This window comes from Nonomuraea sp. NPDC050022, from assembly GCF_044460705.1.
In the GTDB taxonomy this organism is placed as follows: Bacteria; Actinomycetota; Actinomycetes; order Streptosporangiales; family Streptosporangiaceae; genus Nonomuraea.
The window spans coordinates 988899-1014693 of sequence record NZ_JBITKE010000003.1; the positions used below are offsets into that span (position 1 = coordinate 988899).

Consider the following 25795-nt stretch of genomic DNA (forward strand, 5'->3'; position numbering starts at 1 on the left):
GCCCGTTGTTCACTGCGTTCGTGAACGCATCCGGCCTGACGGCGATCCCCTTCAACGTGCCGCATATCTCGGAGAACGAGCTCGACTATCTGGCGGAGGCCGTACTCCAGCGGTTCACCCGCGGGGACGGGCCCTTCACCCAGCGAGCCACCCGTCTCCTCGCGGAGATCACCGGGGCCCGCCAGGTGCTGCTGACCACCTCGTGCACACACGCGCTGGAGATGTCGGCGCTCCTGCTCGATCTGCGGCCCGGCGACGAGGTGATCATGCCGTCGTTCACCTTCATGTCGACGGCCAACGCCTACGCGCTGCGCGGCGCCGTCCCGGTGTTCGCCGACTGCCGCCCTGACACGCTGAACCTGGACGAACGGCGGCTCGAAGCCGCGATCACCGACCGCACCCGGGCCATCGTGGTCGTCCACTACGCGGGTGTCGGGTGCGCGATGAAGGAGATCGGCGAGCTCGCGGAACGGCACGGGCTCGCGGTCATCGAGGACAACGCCCATGGACTGGGCGGGTTCTACCAGGACCGTCCGCTCGGGTCGTTCGGCCGCATGGCCACCCAGAGCTTCCATGAGACGAAGAACATCCAGTGCGGAGAGGCCGGCGCGCTGCTCCTGAACGACGCCGACCTCGGCGAGCGCGCGGAGATCGTCAGGGAGAAGGGCACCGACCGGAGCCGGTTCTTCCGCGGACAGGTGGACAAGTACCGGTGGGTCGACATCGGGTCCAGCTATCTGCCGTCGGACGTGCTCGCCGCGCAGCTCACCGCCCAGCTGGAGTCGTTCGACAAGATCCAGTTCCGGCGCCACTACGCGTGGGACCGGTATCACGAGGAACTGGCGGACTGGGCCGCGGAGAACGGGGTCGCCCAGCCGACGATCCCGGACGAGTGCCTGCATCCGGCGCACTTGTACTACCTGCTGCTCCCCGACCTGGCGAACCGGCAGGCCTTCATCGCTCATCTCGCCGAGCGTGGCGTGCAGGCGGCCTTCCACTACCAGCCGCTCCATGATTCACCCGCCGGCCTGCGGTACGGGCGGACGGCCTCGGGTGGCTGCCGGGTCACCGAGGAGGTCGCCGACCGTCTCGTACGGCTGCCGCTCTTCGCCGACCTGGACGACGCCCACCTGTCCCGCGTGATCGACGCGGCCCGAGCCTACGAGGTGCGCTGATGGCCTGGAACGACGTGATCGAGGCGGGGGCCGTGCGGACGCGGGAGTCTCCGCTAGAGTCCGCGCGGTTCGGCTGCTCGATCGAGCGGCTCGCCGTTTCCGGATCGTCGTTCGCCGCGGTCCGTGAGGCCGTCGTACGATCCGCCGCGGACGTGATCATCCTTCGCTACCCGGCCGAGTACGTAGGCTGGTACGCCCGGCTGACCGCCCTGGGCCGGACCGCAGTCTTCGCGGACTCCCTGGTGTACTGGCGGCTGCGCGCCGGCGAGGGCCGGGCGCCGGAGGCGTCACCCGATCTGCGGGCGGCGCAGCTTTCCGGAACAGCCGTGATCGAGGATCTGGTGTCCGACATCTTCCCCTCGTACGGAAACCACTACCTGGCCAATCCCCTGTTCGACGCCGCCGACGCGCTCGCCGGCTACCAGGAATGGGCGCTGCGCTCGGCCGCCGAAGGGGGCTGCCTGGCACTGCTGGATCGGCCTGCCGCCGGGGCGGCCTCGCGTGTCCTCGCGCTGGCCACCCTGGACGAGGCCGAATCCCGGACGGAGATCCTGCTCGCCGGCGTGGTCTCGAAGGCGCAGGGACGCGGCCTGTACGCCCACCTGCTCAAGGCGGTCGAGGACCGCACGCTGGCGCGCGGCGGGGACGACGTCGTCATCTCCACCCAGGGGCACAACACGCGCGTGCAGCGGGCGTGGGCCCGATACGGGTTCGAGCCCGTACGGACGGTCCTCACTGTTCATCTGGTCCGGAGCGCGCTCCTGCCTGGGCCGGAACACTAGGACCGGCGGGACCCACGTCGGCGGAGGCGGTCGGTCCGACGCGCTCGCGCACGACGTAGGTCGGCCGGCCCATGCCGCTGCCATGAATGCGGCCGATGTACTCCCCGAGGACCCCGATGGAGATGAGTTGCGCGGAGGAGAAGAGCGCGACCATCGAGGCGATCGTCGTGAAGCCGGCCACCGTGGTCTCTCCCGTGGCGAACCGCCACAGGACGGCGCCGCCCAGCAGCAGGCCGACGATGCCGACGAGGAATCCGAGATAACTCGCCGCCCGCAGTGGCGCCGTGCTGTAGCCGAGCAGCATGTTCACCGCGTGCCGGATCAGCAGCCGCGGCGAGTAGTTGGAGCGCCCGTGATGGCGTTCGTTCATGCGTACGCTGACCGACCCCACCTTGGAGGTGGCCCAAGACAGGGCCACGTCGACCGAGGCATGCGGCCCCGACAGCTCTTGGAACCCGTCGCGCAGCCGCGTACGAAAGGCGCGGAAGGCGCTGATCGCGCGGGCGGAGCGGATGCCCAGCGCGCTGGACATCCCGGCTTTCACCGATCGGGAGGCGAAGCTCCGGAGAAAGCCGTGCTCCTCACGGTAGGAGACGCCGTAGACGAGGTCGAGACGGTCACCCTCAAGGGCGGCCAGCAGGAGGGGGATCTGCTCCGGCGGATGCTGCAGGTCGTCATCCATCGTGACGACGACCTCGAAGGCCGCCTCCCTGATGCCGGCGATCAGCGCGTTGTGCTGACCGTAGTTACGGGAGAGGTGGATCGCCCGCACGGCCTCGTTCCGCCGGGCCAGCCCGGCGGCCGTCGCCCAGGTGTCGTCCGGGCTGCCGTCGACGACGAGGATCACCTCGTGCCGGACGGATGCCTCGCTCATGGTCGACAGGATTCTGGCCACCAGCGCTGGAAGAGTGCGCGCGGATCGGTAACACGGAATTACCACCGACACCGACATTGATCCCCCGATCATCCAGTGTGAGCCGGTTACAATCGTGCCGCCCCCACCACGTGACGATCTGGAGTGCGGGCGACATGGTTGACGTGGAGAGCCACACCAAAAGCGACAAGAAGCAGCATTTCTGGTGGCGGGCTCTGATCTCCACTTTTGCTGGAAACCGCATCACATACCTAATGGCCGGCGCCATGACGGCAGTTGTCTATTACTGTCTCCTTGGCCTAGCATTGCTCGCCGCCGAGAGTGCGGTGCCCTACCTTGTCCTGGTCGTGACCAGCCACTTCGTCACTGTGGTGATCGTCTACCCGTGGTATCGACTGGTGGTGTTCCGGGTCTCCGGCGACTCCTGGCTGCGGGGGTACCTGCGATTCTATGTGGTCGGCCTGAGTTTTCTCGGGGCGTCCCTCATCAGCCTGCCGATCCTCGTGGGCTTCATCGGAATTCCCATCATGATCGCACAGGGCTTGATAATTCTCATAAGTCCCCCGCTAAGCTACCTGATACACCGAACATGGACTTTTCGTGATCGCGGATCCATCTAGTCTCGGCAACGTGCCGGGCGTTCTTCGACAAACGCGCGGAACCGCGCAGTTCCCCCGGTGGGGCTCGGCATAAACTCCAGCGGACAGGCGGCCATCGCCGCCATGTCCTCCTCGCGGAAGGACTCAGGGAGCCGATGAAGGCGCTCGTTCTAGCGGGTGGCAAGGGGACGAGGCTGCGCCCGCTCACCCATACCTCAGCGAAACAGCTGGTCCCCGTGGCCAACAAACCGGTCCTGTTCTACGGGCTCGAAGCGCTACGGGACGCGGGCATCACCAGCGTGGGCATCATCGTCGGCGACACGGCCGCGGAGGTGCGCGAGGCCGTCGGAGACGGCTCGCAGTTCGGTCTCGAGGTCACCTACATCCCGCAGCAGGCCCCCTTGGGGCTGGCCCACTGCGTCCTGATCGCCAGAGAGTTCCTCGCCGACGAGCCGTTCGTGATGTACCTGGGCGACAACTTCCTGGTGGGCGGCATCACCGCCCTGGTCGACGCGTTCCGCCAGGCCGACCATGACGCGCAGATCCTGCTCACCAAGGTCGCCGAACCGCAGTTCTACGGCGTGGCCGAGCTCGGGCCGGAAGGCGAGATCATCGGGCTGGCGGAGAAGCCGGAGCACCCGCGCAGCGATCTGGCGATCGTCGGGGTCTACATCTTCTCCCCGGTCATCCACGAGGCCGTCCGGCGCATCACCCCGTCCGCGCGCGGCGAGCTGGAGATCACCGATGCCGTCACGTGGCTGATCGACAACGGCTTCCGCGTCCACTCCCACTTCGTCAACGGCTACTGGAAGGACACCGGCCGGCTGCAGGACATGCTGGAATGCAACCGGATCATCCTCGAACAGATCGAGCCTGACATCCGGGGCACCGTAGACGGCCGGAGCGAGATCACCGGGCGAGTCGTCGTCGAGCAGGGCGCGGTGGTGGAGAACTCCGTACTCCGGGGGCCCATCGTGATCGGGGCCGACTCCAAGATCGTCTCTTCCTTCGTCGGCCCCTTCACCTCGATCGGGGCCAGTTGCGTGCTGGAGGACGCCGAGATCGAGTACTCGATCGTGCTCGACAGTTCGTCCATCCGCGGCGTGTCGCGCATCGGGCATTCCCTCATCGGGCGCAACGTCGAAGTGAACCGCGCGGAAGGCATGCCGAACACCCACGAGCTCATGGTCGGCGATCACAGCAAGATACAGGTGCGTACATGAGGATTCTGGTCACCGGCGGCGCCGGCTTCATCGGATCGCACTACGTGCGGTCGCTGCTGCTCGGCTCGTATCCGGGCTACGAGACCGTGAACATCACCGTTCTCGACAAGCTCACCTACGCCGGAAATCTCGCCAATCTCGCACCGGTGGCCGGACATCCCGGCTACCGGTTCGTTCACGGAGACATCACCGACCTGGAGCTGCTCGCGCAGATCGTTCCCGAGTGCGAGGTGATCGTGAACTTCGCGGCCGAGACGCACGTCGACCGGTCCATCACGGGTGCCGGCGACTTCCTGACGACGAACGTGCTGGGCACGCAGCGACTCCTGCAGGCGGCGCTGGAGACCGGCGTCCGCACGGTGGTGCACGTCTCCACCGACGAGGTGTACGGGTCGATCGCGGAAGGATCCTGGTCCGAGGACGAGCCCCTGCTGCCGAACTCGCCGTACTCAGCGGCCAAGGCCGGCAGTGACCTGCTCTGCCGGGCCTATCACCAGACCTACGGCCTCGATGTCCGGGTGACCCGCTGCTCCAACAACTACGGCCCTTACCAGTACCCGGAGAAGCTCATCCCGCTCTTCGTCACCAACCTGCTCGACCGCGAGCCGGTCCCCCTCTACGGCGATGGGCTGAACGTACGGGACTGGCTGCACGTCGACGACCACTGCCGGGGCATTCAGCTGGTGCTGGAGAAGGGCTCGCCGGGAGAGACGTACAACATCGGCGGCGGCACCGAACTCACCAACCGGGAGCTCACGGAGCTGCTGCTCAACGCGCTCGGGATGGGCTGGGAGATGGTCAGGAACGTGCCGGACCGGCTCGGGCACGACCGCCGCTATTCCGTCGACTGCGGCAAGCTCCGAGGGCTCGGCTACGAACCTCGTATGGGGTTCGCGGACGGCCTGGCCGCGACGGTGCGCTGGTACCAGGACAACCAGCGGTGGTGGCGGCCGCTGAAGGCTCCTGCCACGCCTCGATCCATGTGACGGTCCGTGGTGACTGAGGTCCCTTGGGAGATCCCCCCTCCCAGGGGAGCGGAAGACCACGGCCCGCCGGGGCCGGGGTCCCTCAGGGGATTCCGGGGGAGAGCAGAGGAAGACGGCCCGCCGTGGCAGGGCCTCATGGGCGGACACCCCCTCCGGGGGGAGAGGGAGTACGCCCGTCGTCACCGCACTATGGGGTGACGGTCTGGGTCACCGGGCCTGACGTGCTCGGGGCCAGGTGGATTAGGGCCTCGTGGTCGAAGACGTCGCCGCCCAGATAGACCGCGACGATCCGATGCTGCCCCGGGGCCAGGCTCGACGTCGTGAACATCGCACGACCGGTGCTGGTGTTGAGGAATACCGAGCCGAGAATGGTCGAACCTTCCTTGAAGACCACTTCGCCGAAGGGGGTCTGGCTGCCGCTGACCCGTGCCACGGTGGCGGTGAACGTCACCGGCTGTCCAGCGGCGGAGGGGTTCGGGGAGCTGGTCAACGTGGTGGTGGTCGGCGGGTCGTCGGGAAGGCTGATCTGGGTGGCCGGGATGCTGTCGGTGCCGGTGATGTTGACGGAGCCGTTCAGGGAGAAGACCCGGCCCTGGACGTTGGCACCGAAGTTCACGGTGGCGTTGCCCTGGGCCAGCACGTTGCCGCGGAAGGTGCTGTACACCCCCAGCGACGTAGCGCCGGTGGACTGCCAGAAGATGTTGTCGGCCTGCGCGCCGCGCAGCAGGGCGATATTGCTGACCCTGGCGGTGGTGAGAGTGGCCGCTCGGAAGATGAAGGTCGCGGCCGGATCCCCCTGGGCGTCGAGGGTGAGCGTGCCGTTGATCACGAAGGCGCCGTTGCCGGCGTCGTACAGGCCGGGCCCCTTGGTCGTACCGCCCAGCTCCCCCGGCACCGTGGAACCGCCGGACCGCCCGGCGATGTCGTTGTAGGCGGCGACCACGTCAGACTTGACCGCCGCCGCGGTCGCGTTGCCCAGCTGCCGGTTACCGTTCACGGTGCCGGGCGGGAAGCCCGTCAGCGTGCTGTTGGGACTGATCGCCAGATCTCCGGAGACCGTGGTCAGATGCGCGTTGTTGACCGACATCCCGGCCACAACCCCGTACGGCTTCCCACCGCCGATGTTCACCGGCGGTGTCGCGCGCGCGCCCTCCGGCAGAGTCACCAGGACGACCGCGGTCACCACTCCTAGCGACAACCGACCGAACTTCCCCGAAAAACGGGACAAATCAACATTCGCCATGAGCCGATCCCTATATCCGCGACCCGGGGAAGATGCTCCACCGGTCATATGACGCTGGATATTCGACATTAGCGGGCATCGATGCCGTTCCAGAGAAATGACATGCGACGCGGCCCGTGTCGTATTCACGCCAGAGACATGACGCGGCCCGGTCGTGCGGAAGCGCACGACCGGGCCGGTGGAGAATCACGGATTCGCTAGGAGTCGAATACCGGATCGACCCAGTAGTTGGATGATTGGTAGGAGGTCGCCGGGAAGGTGTTGGTCCCCCCGTAGGTGTACACCCCGTTCGGGTCCGTACCGTTCGCCAGCGCGGTGAGCGGGCCGTTCGTGAATGCCGAGGTGAAGTAAGGCCGGTTTACCGAATAAAATCCCGATGTAGTGTGATATGAGGCCACATAGGTGGTGTTTGCGGTGATCGCGACAGGCGTCGGGAAATTCACCTGCTGCCAGCCAGAGGGCGTCTCGCTGGTGAAGACCGCGCTCGCGAGCAGCTGACCACTGCTGCTCCACAAACTCCCGGTGTGAGTGCCAGTGTTCGAAGCGCCCTTGAAGAACCGGATGGCGACGATGTTCCCGCTCGTCGAGGCGCGGAACTTCACGCCGACCGTGACCGCCTGCGTATCAGGCTGAGACTGGACGGCCGGAGTTGCCGCTTTGTCCCACAGGCTGTCCGCCGGCTCGAATACGACGTCGACCCAGTAGTTGGTGGACTGGAAGGAGGTCGTCGGGAAGGTGCTGGTCGCCCCGTAGGTGTACACCCCGTTCGGGTCCGTACCGTTCGCCAGCGCGGTGAGCGGGCCGTTCGTGAATGCCGAGGTGAAGTAAGGCCGGGTCATCGAATAATATCCCGACGTGGTGTGATATGAGGCCACATAGGTGGTGTTGGCGGTAATCGAGACAGGCGTTGAGAAATTCACCTGCTGCCAGCCGGAGGCCGTCTCACTGCTGAAGACCGCGCTCGCGAGCAGCTGACCACTGCTGCTCCACAGACTCCCGGTATGAGTTCCCGTGTTCAGGGAGCCCTTGAAGAACCGGATGCCGATGATGGTCCCGCTCGTCGAGGCCCGGAACTTCACGCCGACCGTGATCGCCTGCGTGTCGGGTTGAGACTGCACGGCCGGCGTGGCCGATCTGTCCCACAGGCTGTCCGACACATGCTGAACCACTTCCGGCGAGAAGCTCGGCGCGAAGTGGATCAGTGCCTCGTGGTCGAAGACGTCCCCGCCCAGGTAGACGGCGGTGAGGTGGTGATCCCCCGCGCTGAGGCTCGGGGTCGTGAGCGTGGCCGGATTGTCGGCGTCCTGGTAGCCCGAGCCGAGTACGGTCGAGCCGTCCTTGAAGACCACTTCGCCGGCAGGGGTCAGAGTGCCGCTGACCGGCTGCACGACCGCGGTGAGGAGAACCGGCTGCCCCCTCCAGGAGGGGTTGGGCGAGGTGGTCAGGGTCGTCGTGGTCGGCGGGTCGTTGGGGAGGGTGATCTGAGTGGCCGGGGTGCTGTCGGTGCCGGTGATGTTGATGGAGCTGTTCAGGGAGAAGATGCGGCCGTTGGTGTAGGCACCGACATTCACCGTGACGGCGTTCTGGGCCAGCACGTTGCCGCGGAAGGTGCAGTAGTTGCCCAGCGTCACGGTGTCGCTGAACTGCCAGAAGACGTTGTCGGCCTGCGCGCCGCGCAGCAGGGCGATGTTGGAGACGTTGGCGGCGGTCAGGCTGGTCGCCCGGAAGATGAAGACGGCGTTCGGATCTCCCTGCGCGTCGAGGCTGAGTGTGCCGCTGATCGCGAAGACGCCGGTATTGGAGGCGTACAGGCCGGGCCCCTTGGTCGTGCCGCCCAGCTGCTGCGCCACCGTGGCATCCGGGGTCCGCCCGGCGATGTCGTTGTAGGCGGCGACCACGTCGGCCTTGGCCGCCGCCGCGGCCGCGTTGCCGAGGTCCCGGTCACCGTTGACGGTGCCGGGCGGAAAGCCGGTCAGCGTACTGCCCGGACTGATCGCGAGGTCTCCGGTGACCGTGGTCAGATTCGTGTTGGTGACCGACACCCCGGCCACGACCGCGTAGGGCTCCGCGACACCGATGTCCACCGGCGGCGTCGCGCTCGCGGCCTGCGGCAGCCCCACCACCGCACCTGCCACCAGCACGACCGCCGCACTCACCCCCATCCACAACCGACCGACATTCCCCGGCGAGCGGGAATATCTGACTTTGCTGGTCGCTTCGCGCTTGAGAGCTTCGGGGAGGGCCTTGCGGGCTGCTCGATCGGGCGCATCGCTATGTGATTTTGACATGCGCCACAACTCCTCACTTTATCTTGTGCTACTCAGGCAATCGGCTGGCTCGCCGCAGCCTGCGGCTCGTCAAGAACACATACGGCGAGCGTCGCCGCTCGCCCGGTTCGTCGCGTTTGCCATAAATGCGGCTAAAGTCCAGCCATAAGAGATGCGACCCGAATGTCGCCGATCCCGTTGAAGACGCTACGACATCCGGGAGGACCACGCCTTGAACGGCATGGCGCGAAAAACCTATATGTGATCAAGAAAAGCCTAGGATAGCGTCCTATTGGACCGCTCTTTACCCTTCAATACCCGGTTGCCACACTTACCGGAAAGCTTGAACAAGGTATCCCCGTACGGGCGACTTTTTCTTGGGCGCGCGGAAATATTCCGCTTAATGCCCTTATGCACCCCTAATCGCTGGCCTTGCCATGGAAACGCCATCAGACGACACGCCGGGCATCACCATCAAATCGGCGATATAAGAACTCCGGCCTCCTACAGTCGGATCGTGTCTCATCTCGATGTAACGGGGGCTCCTGACATGGGAGAGAAACTGGTGGTCGTCGGCCAAGGCTATGTCGGCCTGCCGCTGGCGATGCGGGCGGTCAGCGCGGGATTCGACGTCGTGGGCATTGACGTGGACCAGTGGCGGATCAAGCGGTTGGCCGCCGGCGAATCCTATGTCGAGGACATCGGGGACGACGAGCTGATCGCCGCGCACCGCTGCGGCCGTTATCTGGCGAGCACCGATTACGCCGACGCCGAGATGTTCGACATCTGTGTGATCACGGTGCCGACGCCGCTTCGCGAGGGTGTGCCCGATCTCCGGCACATCGCCACGGCCGCCCAATCCATCGCGCCGCTCCTTCGGCCGGGCGCCACAGTGGTGCTGGAGTCCACGACTTATCCCGGAACCACCGAGGAATATCTCCTGCCCCTGCTTCAGGAAGGCTCCGGACTGCAGGCGCCCGAGGATTTCTACCTTGGCTACAGCCCCGAACGGATCGACCCGGGAAACACCCGCTGGCGGCTGGAGAACACCCCGAAGATCGTGTCCGGCATCGACGAGTCCTCGCTGAAGAGAGTCCAGACTTTCTACGAGCGCATCGTGCGCGATGCCGTTCCCGTCTCCTCGGTCCAGGTGGCCGAGCTGAGCAAGCTCCTGGAGAACACCTTCCGGCACATCAACATCGCCCTGGTGAACGAGCTGGCCATCTTCGCGCGGCAGCTGGGGATCGACGTCTGGGAGGCCATCGACGCCGCCTCCACCAAACCGTTCGGCTACATGCGCTTCACCCCGGGCCCCGGCGTCGGCGGGCACTGCCTGCCGATCGACCCGTCCTACCTGTCGTGGAAGGTCAAGCGCAGCCTGGGGCACAACTTCCGGTTCGTGGAGCTGGCGAACGACATCAACGACCACATGCCGGATCACGTCGTCCACCGGCTGACCCTCGCGCTGAACCAGCGCTCCATGCCGATCAAGGGCAGCCGGGTGATCGTGCTCGGCCTCGCCTACAAAAAGAACGCCGGCGACTGCCGCGAGTCGCCGGCGATCGAGGTGGCCAGGGCCCTGCGCAAGCTGGGCGCGGATGTACGGGCCGCCGACCCGCACGTGGACCACTTCCTGCTGCCGCAGGGGATCGCGATCATCGACGCCACGCGCCAGGAGCTCGCTCGGGCAGACGCGGTGCTGATCCTCACCGACCACGACTGCTTCGACTACGAGATGGTCGAGCAGGTGAGCGCCTTCGTCTTCGACACGCGCAACCGCTGCCGGGGGTCCAACGTCGAGCGGCTGTGAAACCCGGAGGGGACTACAGGTAGCCCCCTCCGCCGTTCCTAGAGCATGGCCTTCATCGAGTCCGCGGCCGACAGCACGTACGGCTGCTCGGCCATGACCGCCGCCCAGTTGTCCGCCAGCGACTCCGGCGTGAGCTCGTCCGACTTCCAGCCGGGCCCTTCGGCCACGAACACCCGCGCCACCCGGCCGCCGCCGACGCTGAACACCTCACCGCTCGGCTCGCACGACTCGTGTACGAGGTAGGCCACCAGCGCGCTGACCCGCTCGGGCGTGAACTTGGCCTCGAACTCGGCCGGCAGCAGCGACTCGGTCATCCGCGTCCAGGCGATCGGCGCGATGGCGTTGGCCTTGATGCCGTTGCGGGCCCCCTCGATGCCGAGCGTCTTGGTCAGGCCGACCAGGCCCATCTTGGCGGTGGAGTAGTTGGCCTGGCCGAAGTTGCCGAACAGGCCCGCCGGGCTGGAGGTGTTGACGATCCGGCCGTAGCCGGCCTCCTTCATGTACGGGTAGGCAGCCTGGCTGACCAGGTAGGAACCGCGCACATGTACGGCCAGCACATTGTCGAAGTCCTCGACCGCCATCTTCCCGAACGACCTGTCACGCAGGATGCCCGCGTTGTTGACGACGATGTCGATCTTGCCGAACGCGTCGACCGCGGCCTGCACGATCGCCCTGGCCCCTTCCGGCGTGGCCACGTTGTCGGCGTTGGCGATGGCCTGACCGCCGTTCTTGGTGATGAGCTCGACCACGTCGGCGGCGGGACCCGCGGAGGCGCCGGTGCCGTCGAGCGCGCCGCCCAGGTCGTTCACGACGACCTTGGCACCCCGCTCGGCCAGCAGGAGCGCGTGCGACCTGCCGAGGCCGTGCCCGGCTCCCGTTATGATCGCGACCCTGTCATCGAACCGAAGCATCGAACCTCCAGCGCAGGAGAACAACGTTCTAGTAATGGCACAATAACCCGAGTCCGCCGCACTACGACTGATCGTCGCGGATAGTGATCAGAAGGTTCATTCTCTGCTAGAGTTCTGGGCTTCTCATGGGCGGCGACCCCCAGAGCCTGTCCGCCCTCCACCGGGCCTTCGGAGGCCGGACATGCCGGTAAACGCGCCCCTTCGCGTGGTTCAGTGGGCCACGGGAGCCGTCGGCCGCTATGCGCTGCGCAGCGTGCTCAGCAGGCCGGGCCTGGAGCTCGCGGGAGTCCTCGTCTATGACCACGACAAGATCGGCAAAGACGCCGGCGAGCTGGTCGGCCTGCCGTACACCGGCGTGAGCTGCACGGGCGATCCGGAGCGCGTCATGGCCATCGAGGCCGACTGCGTGCTGCACATGCCGCTGCCGTCCTTCTACTTCGGCCCGGACCGGGGTCTGGACCTGGAGACCATCTGCGCGCTGCTCGCCTCGGGCAAGAACGTCATCACGACCACCGGCTTCGTCTACCCCAAGTCGTACGGTCCCCGGGTGGTCGAGCGCATCGAGGCCGCCTGTGACAAGGGCGGCACCACGCTCCACGGCACCGGCATCAACCCGGGCTTCATGAGCGACTTCCTGCCGCTGGCGCTGACCGGGCTGTCGGACCGGGTCGACCACATCTATGTACGCGAGTCGTCGGACTTCCGCGGCCACCCCTCGCGCCAGGTCGTCGTGGACCTGGTCGGGTTCACCCGCACGGCCAAGGACTACGCCGAAGCGGTCCGGCCGTTCCGTACCTTCCAGCGCTCGCTCTTCGCCGAGAGCGTGCAACTCGTGGCCGACGCGCTCGACGTGCGGCTGGACGAGGTGGAGGAGCGGGACGAGTTCGAGGTGGCCGGGCGGGAGTTCGAGATCGCGGCCGGCCGGGTCGAGGAGGGCGCGGTGTGCGCCTCACGCTGGGTGTTCTCGGGGCTGGTGCGGGGGCGGCCGTTCATGACGGTCGAGGTGGTCTACAAGGCCGACGCCGGCAAGGTGGCGCGCTGGCCGGAGCCGGGCTTCGCGATCCACATCGAGGGGGTGCCGCAGATGACGATGTCGATCGACGAGGTCTCCCACGGACTGGCCGCCGCGGCCGCCCACGCCATCAACGCCATCCCCGCCGTCTGCGCCGCGCCGCCCGGCATCCGCACCCTGCTTGATCTCCCCCTCCCCACCGCACGCGACCGGGTCCGCATCCGGTAGGCGGGCCACGTGCGGCGGGGAAAGAGTCAGTTGTGCGGGAGGAAGCGCCCGTACTGCCCGCGGTGGTAGAGGAGCGGCCGGGCTGGGGTGGTCTGGGCGGCGGTGACCAGGCCGACCACCAGGGTGTGGTCGCCTATCTCCACGGTCGTGTGCGGAATACAGATGAGATGTGCGGAGACGTCCTCCAACAACGGCGTGTCGTGCGGGCCGGGCTGCCAGCGGGTGGGTTCGGCGAAGCGGTCGATGCCGCGCCGGGCGAAGCGGGTGGCCAGGTCGTGCTGGTGGCCGGCCAGGACGTTCACCGCGAAATGGTCGGCCAGCCGGAGCCAGGGCCAGGTGGTGGACGACTGGTCGACGTAGAAGGACACCAGTGGCGGATCAAGGCTCACCGAGGAGAACGAGGTCGCCGTGAGGCCTACCGGGACCCCCTCCGGTCTGGCCGTCACGATGACCACTCCGGCGGCGTGCTGGGCCAGGGCCGTACGGAACTCGTCGCGATCCAGGGAGATGGTCATCTCAGCGCTCCCTCCCTAAACGCTCCCTCCCTAAACGCTCCCTCCCTGAACGCTCCCTCCCTGACCGTTATCTGCGGCACGACCCGATCCGCCCAGCGGGCCAAGGGCCCGTCGTCTCCTGGCAGCTCCGACTCCAGAAGGGCCAGGCCGGGGGTGGGGACGAAGGCGCCCAGCTCCACCAGGAGCGGGCGGAAGTGGACCTCCACCGCCAGGGCGTGCTTGGGGTCGCCCACGACGAGGATCGGCAGGGCCGCCGTACCGGCCAGGGCGTTCGGCGGCAGCCGGTCGAGGAACGCCTTGAGCAGGCCGGTGTAGGTCGCCTTGTAGGTGGGGCTGGCCACGACGGCCACCGAGGCGCTGGTGAGGAGTTCGAGGGCGATCTCCACGTTCGCGGTGCTCTGCGGGAGGAGCAGTTCCGGAGCAAGGGCCGACAGGTCGATGACGTCCCTCGGACCCGTGTGGCCGAGCCGGGCGGCGATGGCGTCGGTCGCCGCGACCGCCGCTCCCAGCGTGCGCGATCCGGAGCGCGGGTTGCCGACGACGGTGACGATGCTCATGAGGCGGTGGCCAATCCGTAGTGGTCGCGAAGGGTTCGGGCCTCGTAGTCCTTGCGGAACAGGCCGCGGATCCGCAGTTCGGGGACGACCTGCTCGACGAAGTCCGCGAGGCCGCCGGGCAGGTGCGGGGGCATGATGTTGAAGCCGTCGGCCGCGCCGTTCTCGTACCATTCCTGGAGCTGGTCGGCGATCTGCTCGGGCGTGCCCGCGACGACCCGGTGGCCGCGGCCGCCGGCGAGCTTGCCGATGATCTCGCGGATCGACAGGTCGCCGCGGGCCGCCAGGTCCTTGATCAGCTTGATGCGGCTCTGCTGGCCATCCGGGTTGGGCGGGATGTCCGGTAGTGGGCCGTCCAAGGGGTGGGCGGTGAGGTCGACGCCGAGGATGTTCGAGAGCTGCTGCACGCCGTACGCCGGGACGATGAGGTCTTCCAGCTCCTTCTCCAGCCGCAGCGCCTCGCGCTCGGTCGAGCCGATGATGGGCGAGACGCCGGGCAGGATCTTGAGGTCCTGGGGCCGGCGCCCGTACGCGGGGAGCCTGCCCTTGAGGTCGGCGTAGAACTCCTGGGCGTCCTCCAGGGTCTGCTGCGCGGTGAACACCGCCTCCGCGAACCGCGCCGCGAACTCCTTGCCGTCCTCCGACGACCCGGCCTGGACCAGGAGGGGGCGGCCCTGGGGCGAGCGCTGGACGTTCAGCGGGCCCTGGACCTTGAAGTGCGTGCCCACGTGGTCGATCGGCTGGACGCGGGAGAGGTCGGCGTAGACCCCGGTGCGCCGGTCGCCGACGACCGCTCCGTCCGCCCAGCTCTCCCAGAGCGCGTTGGCCACCTGGAGGAACTCCTCCGCCCGGTGGTAGCGCTCGCTGTGCGGCGGGCGTTCGATGCCGAAGTTGCGGGCCTCGGCCTCGCCGGCGGAGGTGACGATGTTCCAGCCCGCCCGGCCGCCGCTGATGTGGTCCAGCGAGGCGAACTTGCGCGCCACGTGGAACGGCTCGTTGTACGTCGTGGACACCGTGGCGATCAGGCCGATGTGGTCGGTGACGGCGGCCAGGGCGGCGAGCAGGGTGAGGGGCTCCAGCCCGCCGAGCGCGTTGTGCCGGACATTTCCCCACAGGGCGAGGCCGTCGGCGAGGAACACCGAGTCCAGCTTGCCGCGTTCGGCGATCCGGGCCAGCTCCTGGAAGTGCCGGATGTCGGTGATGCGGCTCGGCTCGGTCAGCGGGTGCCGCCACGCGGCCTCGTGGTGGCCGACGCCCATCAGGAAGGCGTTCAGGTGCATGGTCACGTGGTCCTCCAGGTGGAGAAGCGTCGCTCCAGGCGTACGAGGAGCAGGTTGAACAGCAGGCCGAGCACCGAGATCGTGATGATCCCCGCGTACATGTCGGGCACCCGGAAGTTGTACTGCGCGTAGTTGATGAGGTAGCCGAGCCCCGCCTTGGCGCCGACCATCTCGGCGGCGATCAGCACGAGGATCGAGTACGCCCCGGCCAGGCGGATGCCGGTGAAGATGGTGGGCACCGCGGCGGGCAGGATGACCTTCTGGAACAGCCGGTACGGCCCGAGCCCCATGGACCTCGCCGACTTGATCAGGAGCGGGTCGACGCTTTTGACGCCCGCGATGGTGTTGAGCAGGATCGGCCAGGCGCAGGCGTACAGGATGATCGACACCTTGGACGTCTCCCCCAGCCCCAGGACCAGCACGAACACCGGCAGCAGGGCCAGGGCGGCGGTGTTGCGGAACAGCTCCAGGACCGGGTTCAGCAGCTCGGCCACCGGGCGGTACCAGCCGATCAGCAGGCCCAGCGGGATGGCGACCACGATGGCCGCCCCGAACCCGGCCAGCGACCTGGCCAGCGAGGCCTGGGCATGGTCGGCCAGCTCGCCGCTGCGCAGCAGGTCGTACCAGGCGGTCAGGACGTCGCTCAACGGCGGGAGGAAGGTGGGGTCCACCACCTGGGCCCTGGGCAGGATCTCCCAGACGGCGGCCAGCACGACGATCGCGGCGGACGCGTTGACCACCCGGCGGATGATGCCCGGCAGGCTTCGGCGCCGGACAGTGGCGGGACGCACCGGCGCGAGGGTCCTGACAAGGAGGCGGTCGTCCTCAAGCGGGGAGGCCGAGAGGCTGAGTGAGGGTCTGGCCAACGGGGGTCACCTCCTCGCGCAGCAGCGTCCAGATGGCGTGGCGGTACTCGCCGAACACCGGATCGGCCCGCAGGTCCCCCTCGCGGGAGGCGAACGAGACCGGTACGACGGCCCGGATCCGACCGGGGCCAGGCGTCATGACGGCCACCCGCTGCCCCAGGTAGACGGCCTCGTCGATGCCGTGGGTGATGAACACGATGGTCTTGCCGGTCTTGTTCCAGATGCGGAGCAGCTCCTCCTGGAGGGACTCGCGGGTCTGGGCGTCGAGGGCGGCGAAGGGCTCGTCCATGAGCAGGACGTCGGGGTCGTAGGCGAGGCTGCGGGCGATGGCGACCCGCTGCCGCATACCGCCCGAGAGCTCGTGCGGGTAGCGCTCGTCGAAGCCGCGCAGCCCGACCAGGTCGAGGTAGCCGCGGGCGCGCTCACGGCGTTCGCGCCGCGGCACCCCCTTGGCCTCCAGCCCGAACTCCACGTTCGCCACCGCGGTCCGCCAGGGGAACAGCGCGTACTGCTGGAAGACGATGCCCCGGTCGAGTCCCGGACCGGAGACGGGGACGCCGTCGATGCGGATCTCGCCGCGCGTGGGCAGGGTCAGGCCGCTGAGCAGGTCGAGGAGGGTGGACTTGCCGCATCCGCTGGGGCCGACGAGCGTGAGGAATTCGCCTTCGGCCACGTCGAGCGAGATGTCGGACAGGGCGGTGAAAGAGCTGCCGCGGACGGCGAACTCCTTGGTCACGGACACGAACTCGATCTTCATCAGGAGCCTCCCGAGACGAACGGGTTGTAGGCGTTGGTGTAGACGTCCTGGGGTTTGATCTGGCCGGGCTTGATCTCGCCGGCGCCCTCCAGCCAGGAGATCCACCGCTGGAACTCCTGCGGCTCGATCACTCCGCCCTTGGTCGCGACACCGCTGCTCTTCCAGAAGCCGACGGTGGTGGAGTCCTCGTTCCTGGCCCGCTTGGCGATGATCTCCTTGAACTCGGCCACGACCTCTTCACGGGTGTGCGTCTGGGTCCACTGGATGGCCTTGGCAGTGGCCTCGACGAACTTCCTGGCCGTGTTCGGGTTCTGCTTGATGAAGCGGTCGGTGAGCACGTACGTCCCGGCCGAGAAGTCGCCGAACAGGTCGACGTCCTTGAACAGGGTCGTGAGACCGCCGCGTTCCAGCGCCTTGTCGCGCAGGATGCCGCCGAGCGCGGCCACGTCGATCTGTTTCTGGCGCAACGACTGCTCGGCGCTGACGGGTGGGACGGCGACCAGTTCGACCTGCTTGATCTCGGCCGGGGTCAGGCCGCCGCGCTTGAGGTATTCCTTCAGCACGGCCTCGGCGTGGGCGCCCAGGGTGTTCATGCCGACCTTCTTGCCGATCAGGTCGCGGGCGCTGTGGATCGGGCTGTCCTGGAGGGTGAAGTAGCCCTGGTAGGAGTTCTGATCACTGCCGTAGTAGCTGATCACGGCTTTGATCGGGGCCTTGGCGGCGACCAGCTTGACCACGGCGCCGTTGAACGCGCCACCGAAGTCGCTCTGGCCCGTGGCGGCCGTCTGGATGTCCTGCGGTCCGCTGGTCGTGTTGCCGATCCACTTGAGCTTGACGGGTTTGAGATAGCCGAGCTCCTCGGCCAGCTCGGGGAAGGTGACGGTGCCGACACTGCCCTGGTAGCGCAGTTCCTGGGTTTCGGCGGCGCCCTGGGCGGTGCCGCACGCCGTGACGGCGAGGAGAAGAGGGACAAGGGAAGCGAGACGCTTGATCACGAGATGTCCTCAAATAAAGGGGGACGGGGACTAAGTCGTGATCAGTGACACTGTGCGCTGACGACGCGGCAGAAGTCGACATGCGCGCGCCGGGTGAGGTCCGGGCTCATGCACTCGACGCTACGCAGGCGCGGTCAAGAAGTCAACATTTCCTACTGGGTTTACATGAAATAAATGTCGCCTGGTCAGGCACCCGCGAACCACAGCTCCGGCTCGCCGAGCACGCGCCGCGCCCGTCCCCGCGACTCCAGCCACACCAGGTGCGCCAGCGTCTCGTTGGTGGCCGCGCGCCGCATGAACGGCGGGATCGTCTCCCAGGGCCGCGACCAGGTCAGGCCGGTCGCGATGTCCCAGCAGCAGACCCCGGCGGAGGCGCCCCCGAGCATCCGCTCGATCTCCGCCAGCCGCTCCTCGTGATGCGCCATCACATAGTCGACCCGTTCGGCCAGCTCCAGGAAGCGGTACTCGTGCGCGGGCAGCACCTCCTCCACATCCAGCTTCCGTACGGCGGCCAGCGCGTCGAGGTAGTCGGCCAGCGGGTTGGGCGCGGACTGCGGATGCACGGCCACCATCGGCGTGATCTTGGCCAGCACGTGATCGCCGGAGAACAGCAGCTTCCTGGACGGCGACACGAAGCAGAGGTGGCCGGGCGAGTGGCCAGGGGTCCAGACGGCCCGCAGATCCCAGCCGGGCAGGTCCAGCCGGTCGCCGTCCTCGACCAGCCGGTCGGGCTTGGCCATCGACACCATGTGCCTGATCATCATCGAGGCGCCGGCCAGCTCGTCCAGGGTCAGCTCGGGCACCCCGGACCGGGCCAGCTGCGCCCGTTCGCGCTCGACCAGCGAGTCGATGGCGCTGTCGTCGTACCGATCGTGGACGAGGCGCGCGTCGGCGGGGTGCAGGGCGATCCACGCGCCCGACATCTCCCGGACCCGCCCGGCCAGGCCGTAGTGATCGGGATGGATGTGGGTCACCAGTACGCCCTTGACGTCGGTGATCGCATACCCGGCGACCCGCAACCCCGCGACCAGCGCCTCGCAGGCCTCGTCGGTGTTCCATCCGGCGTCGACGATGGCGACCCCGTCGGGCAGTTCCAGGACGTAGACCAGCACGTAACGCAGGGGATTGACCGGGATCGGCACCGGAACCGACCACAGTCCCGGCCGCACCCGCTCGACCTCGGGAATCGTGCCGCCGAGCCACGCCGCGCGCTGGGTCTCGCTGGATGGAGTCACCACAAACTTCGCCATGCTCAGCATTGTGCCCGAACCATGTTCTACTACCGAGCAGCGGGCTGGCCGGGGAAACGGCCGGTGACAGGCTGGTTCAGTCGGCTGTGAGCCCTTCGGCGATCTTCAACAGCTCACGCTTCGTCTTGGCGCCGCCGAGCTTCTTGGCGTACACCGGGCTGATCATCACCTCGGCCCGCCGCCCCTCGCTCATGGTCAGCATGAGGCTCGGGGTGCCCTTCCCGCCGTCCTCGCCGACGTTCTGCGTGATCAGGTACCCGGTCCGGTCGCCGATGGCCACCTCTTCGCCCTTCCCGTCCTTGCGGTACTCCTGGACGCGGTCATCGGGTTCCTGGACGGCCGCGCCTTCGTACACGTAGATCTGGACGCAGTAGAAGCCGTGCTTGTCCCCGTCGTAGTTCCATGAGGTCGTGTACTTGTCGCCGAAGTTCAGGGACCAGTTGCCCCACCGCAACCCGTCGGGCAGGTAACCCACCTTGACGCGCCCGAAAGCCCTTCCGTCGCCCAGGTCTCCGAAATCGGGGGTCGGAGACGGGGGCGCCGGGGTGTCGTCGATGGCGGGGGTGTCCGGCTGCGTCGGATCAGGGGTCGCGGGTGACGTGCTGACCGTGGGCGTCAGCACGGTCGTGGGGCTGGGCCCGAGGATCAGAAAGGCGGGGACCGCGGTGGCGACGACGGCCGCCGACACGGCCATGGCGGCGAGCTTGACCCGCTTCCTCTTCCTCCGCGAGGACCGGAGCACCCGCTCCACCAGGTCGGGCGCGGCCCGCAACCGCGCGGTCTCGTCCGCCATGATCTGGCGAAGGCGCTCCTCAAGTACGGACATTCCTGATCACTCCTTCCAGCGTTCCGTCGCCGAGCGCCGAACGGAGCTTGGCCATCGCCTTGGCTGCCTGACTTTTCACCGTGCCCACCGAGCAGCCGAGGACCTCGGCGGTCTGCGTCTCGCCGAGGTCCTCCCAGTACCGCAGGACGATCACCGCGCGCTGCCGGGGAGGCAGGGCGCGCAGGACGTCCATGAGCATCCGGCGCAGGTCGATGTCGGTCTCGGGCGCCGCCGACTCCGGCGGGGTGTGCACCGGGATGAAGCGCAGAATCGCTCGCCGCCGGGCCCGGCTGATGGCCGTGTTCACGATGATGCGGCGGATATAGGGCTCGGGGTTGGCGTACCGCACCCGGTCCCAGTTGCGCCATGTACGCTCCAGCGCCGTCTGCAGCAGGTCTTCAGCCTCCGCCTCGTCGCCGCAGGTGAGGTAGGCGACCCGCAGCAGGCTTGTGCCGCGCGCGGCCACGAACGCGGCGAATTCCTGTTCCTCTGCGCCGCTCACGGCTGTCCGTCCGATTTCACGCCCTCTATACGCCCGAGCGAGTCGCGGGGTTGCCTGTGTGTGGGACAGCCCTTTGGCGCGAGGCAACGTCTGACGCGGTCCAGGCGTATTAGGAGGCATCAACTACCACCGGCCCAGCCGGTGGTTTGCTCTCACGGTCCCATCTGGGTGAAGGGAGGCCGGTAGCGTGTGGCTGGTTGATAACAGCCCAGCCCGCGACGCCGCGTACGGCGATGTTGCGGGCCGCGATGTGGTCGGCGTGCCCAGCGAGGCCACACCTTGTGCAGACGAACCGGCCCCGCGCCGGTCGATTCGCCCCGCTGACGTTCCCGCATTCCGGACAGGCCTGCGAGGTGTAGGCGGGGTCGACCAGCAGGAAGGCGACTCCGGCGCGGGCGGCCTTGTAGCGGGTGAACGTGGTCTGCTGGGCGAAGGCCCAGCTGTGCAGGGTGCGCCGCTGGAACCGATGAGCCCTTACCCGGCTGCGGATGCCCTGCAAATCTTCCAGGGCGACCCCGCGGCCGGTGCGTTCGGCTTCGCGCACCACATATTTGCTGATTTGGTGGTTGAGGTCGGTCATCATTCGGTGCTCACGCCCGGACAGGCGGCGCAGCACCCGCCGCGCCGCAGACGTGCCCTTGCGCTGCAGGCGTCGGCGTTGGCGATGCCGCCGCTCCCGCAGAGTGCGGACGTGGCCGTTGCCGCCGATCGGGCCGGGGAGGGCAGGGCCGGGCAGCACCACCCGGTCGGAGGTGACCGCCAGGTTCGCCACCCCTTGATCCACCCCCACAAAGCCGCCGACCGGCTCGCGCACCGCCGGTGTGGGCAGGGTGAGGGTGACCTGCAGCAGCCACACCCCGCGACGGCAGATCAGGTCGGCCTCCCCCCTCGGCAGCGTATCCATGGCCTTGAGATCTTCGGGCCGGCCGGTGTAGGGCACGCTGACGCGGCCGGTGGGGGTCCACAGCGACACCGTGCGGGCGTCACGGTTGAAGCTCATCAGCCGGGCGTCGTAAGGGACGGCGCCGTACGGCCGGAAGATGTGAGCCCGTCTCTTGCTGGCGCGCCGGTTGGCGTAGGCGCCCGCGACCCGGGCGATCGCCCGCACAGCCGCCTGCGCGCCCAGCCCGGCCATCTGTGCCCGCACCTCGTAGTAGGCCAGCCGCTGCAACTCCACCACCGCGAACACGCGATGCTGCCAGGCCAAGCGGGAGAGGACGGTGGCCGCCTGATTGCACAACAGCACCGCCGCCGCCAGCGCCTCGGCTTGGGCGGGTGTAGGCGTGAGCCGCAGTTGCACGATCGTGGGCAGGCCGTTGCGTTTGGTGGCGGAGCGGCTGATCGCCATCGCGCACCTCCTGTCACAGCGCCATCACCCACCGCACATATTACCGAACGTAACCGAGCTTTTCCATACTGTTTTCGAGAGGAGGCATGGCGCTTTCCCCCGGTCCTGAAGAACCGGGTATCCGCGCCACAATTCAGATGAAACTCGTGACCACAACTGATCCGGCCGATGATCGCCGTCGAGATCGGCTTGGCCGTGCTGTGCACCATCGCCCTGCTGGGCCTGCCGAGCACGCCCAGCCTCCTGGACGCGCCGGAGCTGCGGCTCGCGGCAACCGCCCGTACGGTAACGGCTCCGGCGGAAGGCACCTACTGGCATACGAGGACGCTGCTGCGGAGCACCCAGCCCCGGCAGTTCGGGAGAGGCTCCAACCGCTACTGGGTGGAGGAACGGCGGATCGCGGAAACCTGGACCTCGCCCGATGGCAAGGCATGGTCCGGGCTCCGAACGCTGGGGGCACGACCGCAGAGCGCGGCGGACGAGAAGGCGTGGCGCCGCGACGGCTCTCCGTCCAGATTGAGCCGCACGGCTGGTCGCGGCACCGTGTCCCTGGCCACCAAAGCGGACAAGGGCCGGGTCATACCCTCGAAGCGTCCAAACGCCTTCTTTCTGGCCGGGCAGCAGATGTCGTACGCGGAGCTCCAGGAACTGCCCGCGGACCCGAGCGGTTTGAAGGACTGGCTCGCGAAGGCCGTACAAGTCGGGAGGGCTCCGGACGACGCCGTCGGCGGCTACGTGACAGCGGCGCTGCGCACATTGCTGCACACTCTTCCCGCGCCGAAGGAAGTCCGCGCCGCGGCTTACCAGGCGCTGCTGACGATGCCCAACGTACGCGCCCAAGGGACGGTCAAGGACGCTCTGGGCAGGGCCGGTGCGAAACTCTCCATCGCTCCCGATCAGGTCCGTCAGAAGATCACAGCCAACATCGAGGTGATCGTCGACACCGACGAGATGGTGTTGCTGGCCGAAAGCCTGACGACCGAGCTCAACGGCAAGCCGTTCCGGAATTACACCTCGACCATGCTCCAGGTCGGCTGGACCGACACCGACCCGTCGGTGCCCGCTCTCCCCTGAGCCATACTCCGTACGGGCCCCTTTACCGGGCAGGGCGAGCCGGTCGGAGCGCGGGCATGCGGACGAACAGCAGCGCGGAGGCCAGCACCACCCCCGCGGCGAGCGACCACGTGGCGGACAGACCGGCCTGGCCGGCCAGGGTGCCGAACGTCGTGTTGGACAGCGCTGCCCCCGCCTGCAGTGACAGGGAGCTCGTCGAGGTCACGGTCGTGCGCTGCGCGGCCGTGACGGCGTGGTGCGTCATCTCCGAGCACAGCACTCCAGCCACCGAGAGCCCGGCGAACATGACGACATAGGCCAGCCCGGTGGCCGCGAAACCGGGCGGCCCGTCGAGGCCCGCCGTGGCCGCCAGGGCGGCGATGGCCAGCGCGGTCAGGACGACGCCCGCCGCCGCGCCGCGTACCGAACCGCCCGCCGACCCGGCCACCCGGGGCGCGATCGCACTGCCCATCGCGCTGCCGGCGAAGCCGAGCGCCGCCACGACGGCATAGCCGGTGCTGCCCAGCTCCGCCGTGCCCGCCAGCGCCGCCAGCCTGCCGGGGGCGAGCAGCTCGACACTGGCCAGCGCGACGCCGGACGCCGCGGCGGCCAGCATCAGGCGACGCAGCAGCGGTCCGCCGGCCGCCAGCCGCACGCCCTCGGCCACGGTCGAGGGCACGTCCCGGACGACCCGCCCGAGCGGTCGCCCGAGTGACTGGCCGACACGCCGCGGGTGCTCCCCGGCGCGGGTCGGGTGCGCGGCCTCGGGCAGCGTCTCGGGTAGCGCGAAGAGCACCGTCACCAGCAGCACGAGCCCGGCCACCGCGCCAAGCAGCGGCGGCAGCGCCAGGGGCGTCATCACCGCCGGCGGCACCGCGAGCGGCGCGAACCCGCCCACCAGCACGCCCAGCAACAGCGCCACCGACTCCAGCGCGCCGCCACGCGCCAGGCCCGGCTTGAGGTCGGCGTCCGGCCCTTCGAGGGCGTGGAGTGTGTCGACGTACCAGGCGGCGGCGGGGCCGCTGGACAGGGCGCGGGCGACGCCCTTGAGCACACCGGTGGCCAGGAACATCCAGAACGTGGTCGAGACCGCCATCAGCGTGAGCGCGGCGACGGTGAACGCGGCCGAGATCGCCAGGACCGTCCGGCGGCCGATCACGTCGGCCAGGCCACCGGTGGGCAGTTCGAGGCTGATGGTGACGATCGAGAACACCACGAGGGCGAGCCCGACCTGGGCCAGGCTGAGTCCCCGTTCGGTCATCAGCAGCACAAGCACGGCGCTCATCAGGCCGGGCGGCAGCCAGGTCAGGAAGCTGACCAGCAGGTAACGGCGTAACGCGGATCGGGCTGTCATCAGCTGTCCTCCCCGTCCAGCGGCCCGCGGGGGAAGACCGCCGACCAGACGCTCATCGGCACGGCGCAGGGATCGTCCGCGTAGCGTTCGCTGAGCTCGCGCACCAGCGCGTCGACGCGCTCGCTGAGCTCACGGACACCCGCGGCGGGCAGCCGCACCAGATGGTCGCTCATCCCGGAGACCTCGACCAGCTCGGCGGGCCACTCCCCCGCTTCGAACGCCTCGACCGCCCGTCCCAGCGCTTCCAGCTGGCGCAGCTGCATGATCCGGACGGCCTCCTGCCCCTCCGGCGTGGCCGCCATCTCCAGGTTGTCCCAGGAGGTGTACTGATGGCGGGCCCGCCAGCGGCGTTCCCGGCCGTCGCGTCGCTCGGGGTCCTCTTCGATGAAGCCGTACTTGGCCAGCTCGCGCAGGTGGTAGCTGGTCGAGCCGGAGCTCTCCTCCACCTTGCGCCCCAGCTCGCTGGCCGTCGCGGGCCCGTCGCCGCGCAGCAGGCCGAGCAGCCGCACCCGCAGGGGGTGCGCCACCACCTTGAGCACCTGCGGATCGCTGATCTTGAACTTCTCTTCCATAGACGAAGGCTAAACCGCAAAGGCAATTTTGCAAAGAGAATTTTGCGGGTTTTCCTGCCGAATAAACTGGGCCGCATGCTTGATGAGATCTGGGTGGACGAGGCGGTCTTCGCCCTGCGTCCCGACTTCGCGGTGCTGGTCATGACGGCGCACGGGCTGCGCAACGGGCCCACAGACGACCGTTCCCGCGCCTGGCTGGCCGCGGCCTCGGAGCAGCCCGTACAGACCGAGAAGATCGACGCGTGGAAGGACGCCTACCGCGCGTTCGGCGCCAAGCCGCAGAAGACCAGACCCTCGGTCGACGCCCTGACCCGCAGGCTGCCGCTGCCGGAGATCAACCAGGCCGTCGACGCCTACAACTCGATCAGCGTGAAGCACGCGCTGCCGATCGGCGGCGAGGACCTCGACCACTACGCCGGCCCGCCGCGACTGGTCCGGGCGGAAGGCGGCGAGGAGGCGGAGGCGCTCGGCGCCCCGGAGCCCGGCGAGGTGATCTGGCGCGACGACATCGGCGTCACCTGTCGCAGGTGGAACTGGCGCCAGGTGGCGCGCACCCGCCTCACCGAGGAGACCACCAATGCGATCTTCATCCTGGAGCGGCTGGAGCCGATGTCCATGGAGGAGCTCAAGGAGGCGGGCGAGGAGCTGGCGACCCTGCTGACCGAGCTGTCCCCCGAGGTGCGGATCAGCGCCAGAGTGCTGTCTGAGGTGAAATAAACCTGCCGCACAGCTGTTGATACCAAACAGTGATAATTGCGGCACCCCCTGGATTGACTAGGGGGGCGTGACCTCTTCGGACTCTCTTGAGAGGAT

At 68.1% G+C, this 25795-nt stretch carries 25 protein-coding genes; 9 read left to right on the top strand and 16 right to left on the bottom strand.

What is annotated here, in order from left to right; translation table 11 throughout:
• The first annotated feature begins 20 nt into the window (after nt 1-20).
• Both rffA and ACIBO2_RS16050 read left to right on the top strand, forming a co-directional pair.
• Nucleotides 21-1175, top strand: coding sequence for a dTDP-4-amino-4,6-dideoxygalactose transaminase (rffA, locus tag ACIBO2_RS16045; protein ID WP_397297567.1), 1155 nt, complete (start codon nt 21-23; stop codon nt 1173-1175).
• The gene (locus ACIBO2_RS16050) at nt 1175-1957 is read left to right on the top strand and encodes a GNAT family N-acetyltransferase (protein WP_358538937.1); all 783 of its coding nucleotides are present in this window, start codon (nt 1175-1177) and stop codon (nt 1955-1957) included. Before rffA ends, ACIBO2_RS16050 begins: the two co-directional genes overlap by 1 nt.
• Here the strand turns inward: ACIBO2_RS16050 and ACIBO2_RS16055 are convergent.
• Nucleotides 1908-2924, bottom strand: a complete 1017-nt coding sequence (locus ACIBO2_RS16055) for a glycosyltransferase family 2 protein (RefSeq protein WP_397297569.1) — start codon at nt 2922-2924, stop codon at nt 1908-1910. The genes ACIBO2_RS16050 and ACIBO2_RS16055 overlap by 50 nt on opposite strands.
• A 62-nt stretch (nt 2925-2986) precedes the next feature.
• On the opposite strand from ACIBO2_RS16055, the gene ACIBO2_RS16060 reads away from it, so the two are divergent.
• The 3 genes from ACIBO2_RS16060 to rfbB all read left to right on the top strand — a co-directional run bounded on the left by ACIBO2_RS16060 (nt 2987) and on the right by rfbB (nt 5639).
• Nucleotides 2987-3451: a GtrA family protein gene (locus ACIBO2_RS16060; RefSeq protein ID WP_358538930.1), complete on the top strand. Its 465-nt coding sequence runs from the start codon at nt 2987-2989 to the stop codon at nt 3449-3451.
• 134 nt (nt 3452-3585) lie between these two features.
• Nucleotides 3586-4653, top strand: a complete 1068-nt coding sequence (locus ACIBO2_RS16065) for a glucose-1-phosphate thymidylyltransferase (protein ID WP_358538927.1) — start codon at nt 3586-3588, stop codon at nt 4651-4653.
• Nucleotides 4650-5639, top strand: coding sequence for a dTDP-glucose 4,6-dehydratase (rfbB, locus tag ACIBO2_RS16070; protein WP_358538924.1), 990 nt, complete (start codon nt 4650-4652; stop codon nt 5637-5639). Before ACIBO2_RS16065 ends, rfbB begins: the two co-directional genes overlap by 4 nt.
• 187 nt (nt 5640-5826) lie before the next feature.
• Here rfbB and ACIBO2_RS16075 read toward each other — a convergent pair whose 3' ends face one another.
• Nucleotides 5827-6822, bottom strand: a complete 996-nt coding sequence (locus ACIBO2_RS16075; RefSeq protein WP_358538922.1) for an ice-binding family protein — start codon at nt 6820-6822, stop codon at nt 5827-5829.
• Nucleotides 6823-7079: 257 nt separating this feature from the next.
• The gene (locus ACIBO2_RS16080) at nt 7080-9038 is read right to left on the bottom strand and encodes a DUF4082 domain-containing protein (RefSeq protein WP_397297572.1); all 1959 of its coding nucleotides are present in this window, start codon (nt 9036-9038) and stop codon (nt 7080-7082) included.
• A gap of 661 nt (nt 9039-9699) precedes the next feature.
• Here ACIBO2_RS16080 and ACIBO2_RS16085 point away from each other — a divergent pair.
• Nucleotides 9700-10959, top strand: a complete 1260-nt coding sequence (locus ACIBO2_RS16085; protein WP_358538915.1) for a nucleotide sugar dehydrogenase — start codon at nt 9700-9702, stop codon at nt 10957-10959.
• Between the two features lie 38 nt (nt 10960-10997).
• Here ACIBO2_RS16085 and ACIBO2_RS16090 read toward each other — a convergent pair whose 3' ends face one another.
• The gene (locus ACIBO2_RS16090) at nt 10998-11870 is read right to left on the bottom strand and encodes an SDR family oxidoreductase (RefSeq protein ID WP_358538913.1); all 873 of its coding nucleotides are present in this window, start codon (nt 11868-11870) and stop codon (nt 10998-11000) included.
• 181 nt (nt 11871-12051) lie between these two features.
• On the opposite strand from ACIBO2_RS16090, the gene ACIBO2_RS16095 reads away from it, so the two are divergent.
• Nucleotides 12052-13110 (top strand): dihydrodipicolinate reductase, encoded by a 1059-nt coding sequence (locus tag ACIBO2_RS16095; protein WP_358538910.1) that lies wholly within the window; start codon nt 12052-12054, stop codon nt 13108-13110.
• A gap of 26 nt (nt 13111-13136) precedes the next feature.
• Here the strand turns inward: ACIBO2_RS16095 and ACIBO2_RS16100 are convergent, their stop codons facing one another.
• The 10 genes from ACIBO2_RS16100 to ACIBO2_RS16145 all read right to left on the bottom strand — a co-directional run bounded on the left by ACIBO2_RS16100 (nt 13137) and on the right by ACIBO2_RS16145 (nt 22003).
• Entirely contained in the window at nt 13137-13625 is a 489-nt protein-coding gene (locus tag ACIBO2_RS16100) for a flavin reductase family protein (protein ID WP_358203655.1), read from the bottom strand.
• Nucleotides 13622-14182 (bottom strand): NAD(P)H-dependent oxidoreductase, encoded by a 561-nt coding sequence (locus ACIBO2_RS16105; protein WP_397297575.1) that lies wholly within the window; start codon nt 14180-14182, stop codon nt 13622-13624. The genes ACIBO2_RS16100 and ACIBO2_RS16105 overlap by 4 nt, the downstream gene beginning before the upstream one ends.
• Entirely contained in the window at nt 14179-15459 is a 1281-nt protein-coding gene (locus tag ACIBO2_RS16110; protein WP_397297671.1) for an LLM class flavin-dependent oxidoreductase, read from the bottom strand. The genes ACIBO2_RS16105 and ACIBO2_RS16110 overlap by 4 nt, the downstream gene beginning before the upstream one ends.
• Nucleotides 15460-15461: 2 nt before the next feature.
• Entirely contained in the window at nt 15462-16250 is a 789-nt protein-coding gene (locus ACIBO2_RS16115; RefSeq protein ID WP_358538906.1) for an ABC transporter permease, read from the bottom strand.
• 34 nt (nt 16251-16284) lie between these two features.
• On the bottom strand, nt 16285-17082 hold the full coding sequence (locus tag ACIBO2_RS16120) for an ABC transporter ATP-binding protein (protein ID WP_358538903.1): 798 nt from the start codon (nt 17080-17082) through the stop codon (nt 16285-16287).
• Entirely contained in the window at nt 17082-18077 is a 996-nt protein-coding gene (locus tag ACIBO2_RS16125; protein WP_358538901.1) for an ABC transporter substrate-binding protein, read from the bottom strand. The genes ACIBO2_RS16120 and ACIBO2_RS16125 overlap by 1 nt, the downstream gene beginning before the upstream one ends.
• 185 nt (nt 18078-18262) lie before the next feature.
• A complete protein-coding gene (locus ACIBO2_RS16130; protein WP_397297578.1) occupies nt 18263-19327 on the bottom strand; it encodes an MBL fold metallo-hydrolase in 1065 nt (354 codons plus the stop codon).
• A 76-nt stretch (nt 19328-19403) separates the two neighbouring features.
• Nucleotides 19404-20153 carry a hypothetical protein gene (locus tag ACIBO2_RS16135; protein ID WP_397297580.1) on the bottom strand — a complete coding sequence of 250 codons (750 nt, stop codon included), beginning with the start codon at nt 20151-20153 and terminating at the stop codon, nt 19404-19406.
• Entirely contained in the window at nt 20140-20655 is a 516-nt protein-coding gene (locus ACIBO2_RS16140) for a SigE family RNA polymerase sigma factor (protein ID WP_358538894.1), read from the bottom strand. Before ACIBO2_RS16140 ends, ACIBO2_RS16135 begins: the two co-directional genes overlap by 14 nt.
• A gap of 109 nt (nt 20656-20764) precedes the next feature.
• Complete coding sequence (locus tag ACIBO2_RS16145; protein WP_358538892.1) at nt 20765-22003, bottom strand: transposase; 1239 nt, start codon at nt 22001-22003, stop codon at nt 20765-20767.
• Nucleotides 22004-22171: 168 nt separating this feature from the next.
• Between ACIBO2_RS16145 and ACIBO2_RS16150 the strand changes: the two genes are divergently transcribed.
• Nucleotides 22172-23077, top strand: coding sequence for a hypothetical protein (locus ACIBO2_RS16150; protein WP_397297582.1), 906 nt, complete (start codon nt 22172-22174; stop codon nt 23075-23077).
• 22 nt (nt 23078-23099) lie between these two features.
• On the opposite strand, the gene ACIBO2_RS16155 is transcribed toward ACIBO2_RS16150, so the two are convergent.
• Together ACIBO2_RS16155 and ACIBO2_RS16160 are read right to left on the bottom strand one after the other, a co-directional pair.
• Nucleotides 23100-24410 carry an MFS transporter gene (locus ACIBO2_RS16155; RefSeq protein ID WP_397297584.1) on the bottom strand — a complete coding sequence of 437 codons (1311 nt, stop codon included), beginning with the start codon at nt 24408-24410 and terminating at the stop codon, nt 23100-23102.
• Nucleotides 24410-24982 carry a helix-turn-helix domain-containing protein gene (locus ACIBO2_RS16160; protein ID WP_358538884.1) on the bottom strand — a complete coding sequence of 191 codons (573 nt, stop codon included), beginning with the start codon at nt 24980-24982 and terminating at the stop codon, nt 24410-24412. The genes ACIBO2_RS16155 and ACIBO2_RS16160 overlap by 1 nt, the downstream gene beginning before the upstream one ends.
• Nucleotides 24983-25057: 75 nt before the next feature.
• On the opposite strand from ACIBO2_RS16160, the gene ACIBO2_RS16165 reads away from it, so the two are divergent.
• Nucleotides 25058-25699 carry a B3/4 domain-containing protein gene (locus ACIBO2_RS16165; RefSeq protein ID WP_397297586.1) on the top strand — a complete coding sequence of 214 codons (642 nt, stop codon included), beginning with the start codon at nt 25058-25060 and terminating at the stop codon, nt 25697-25699.
• The last annotated feature ends 96 nt before the right edge of the window (nt 25700-25795 follow it).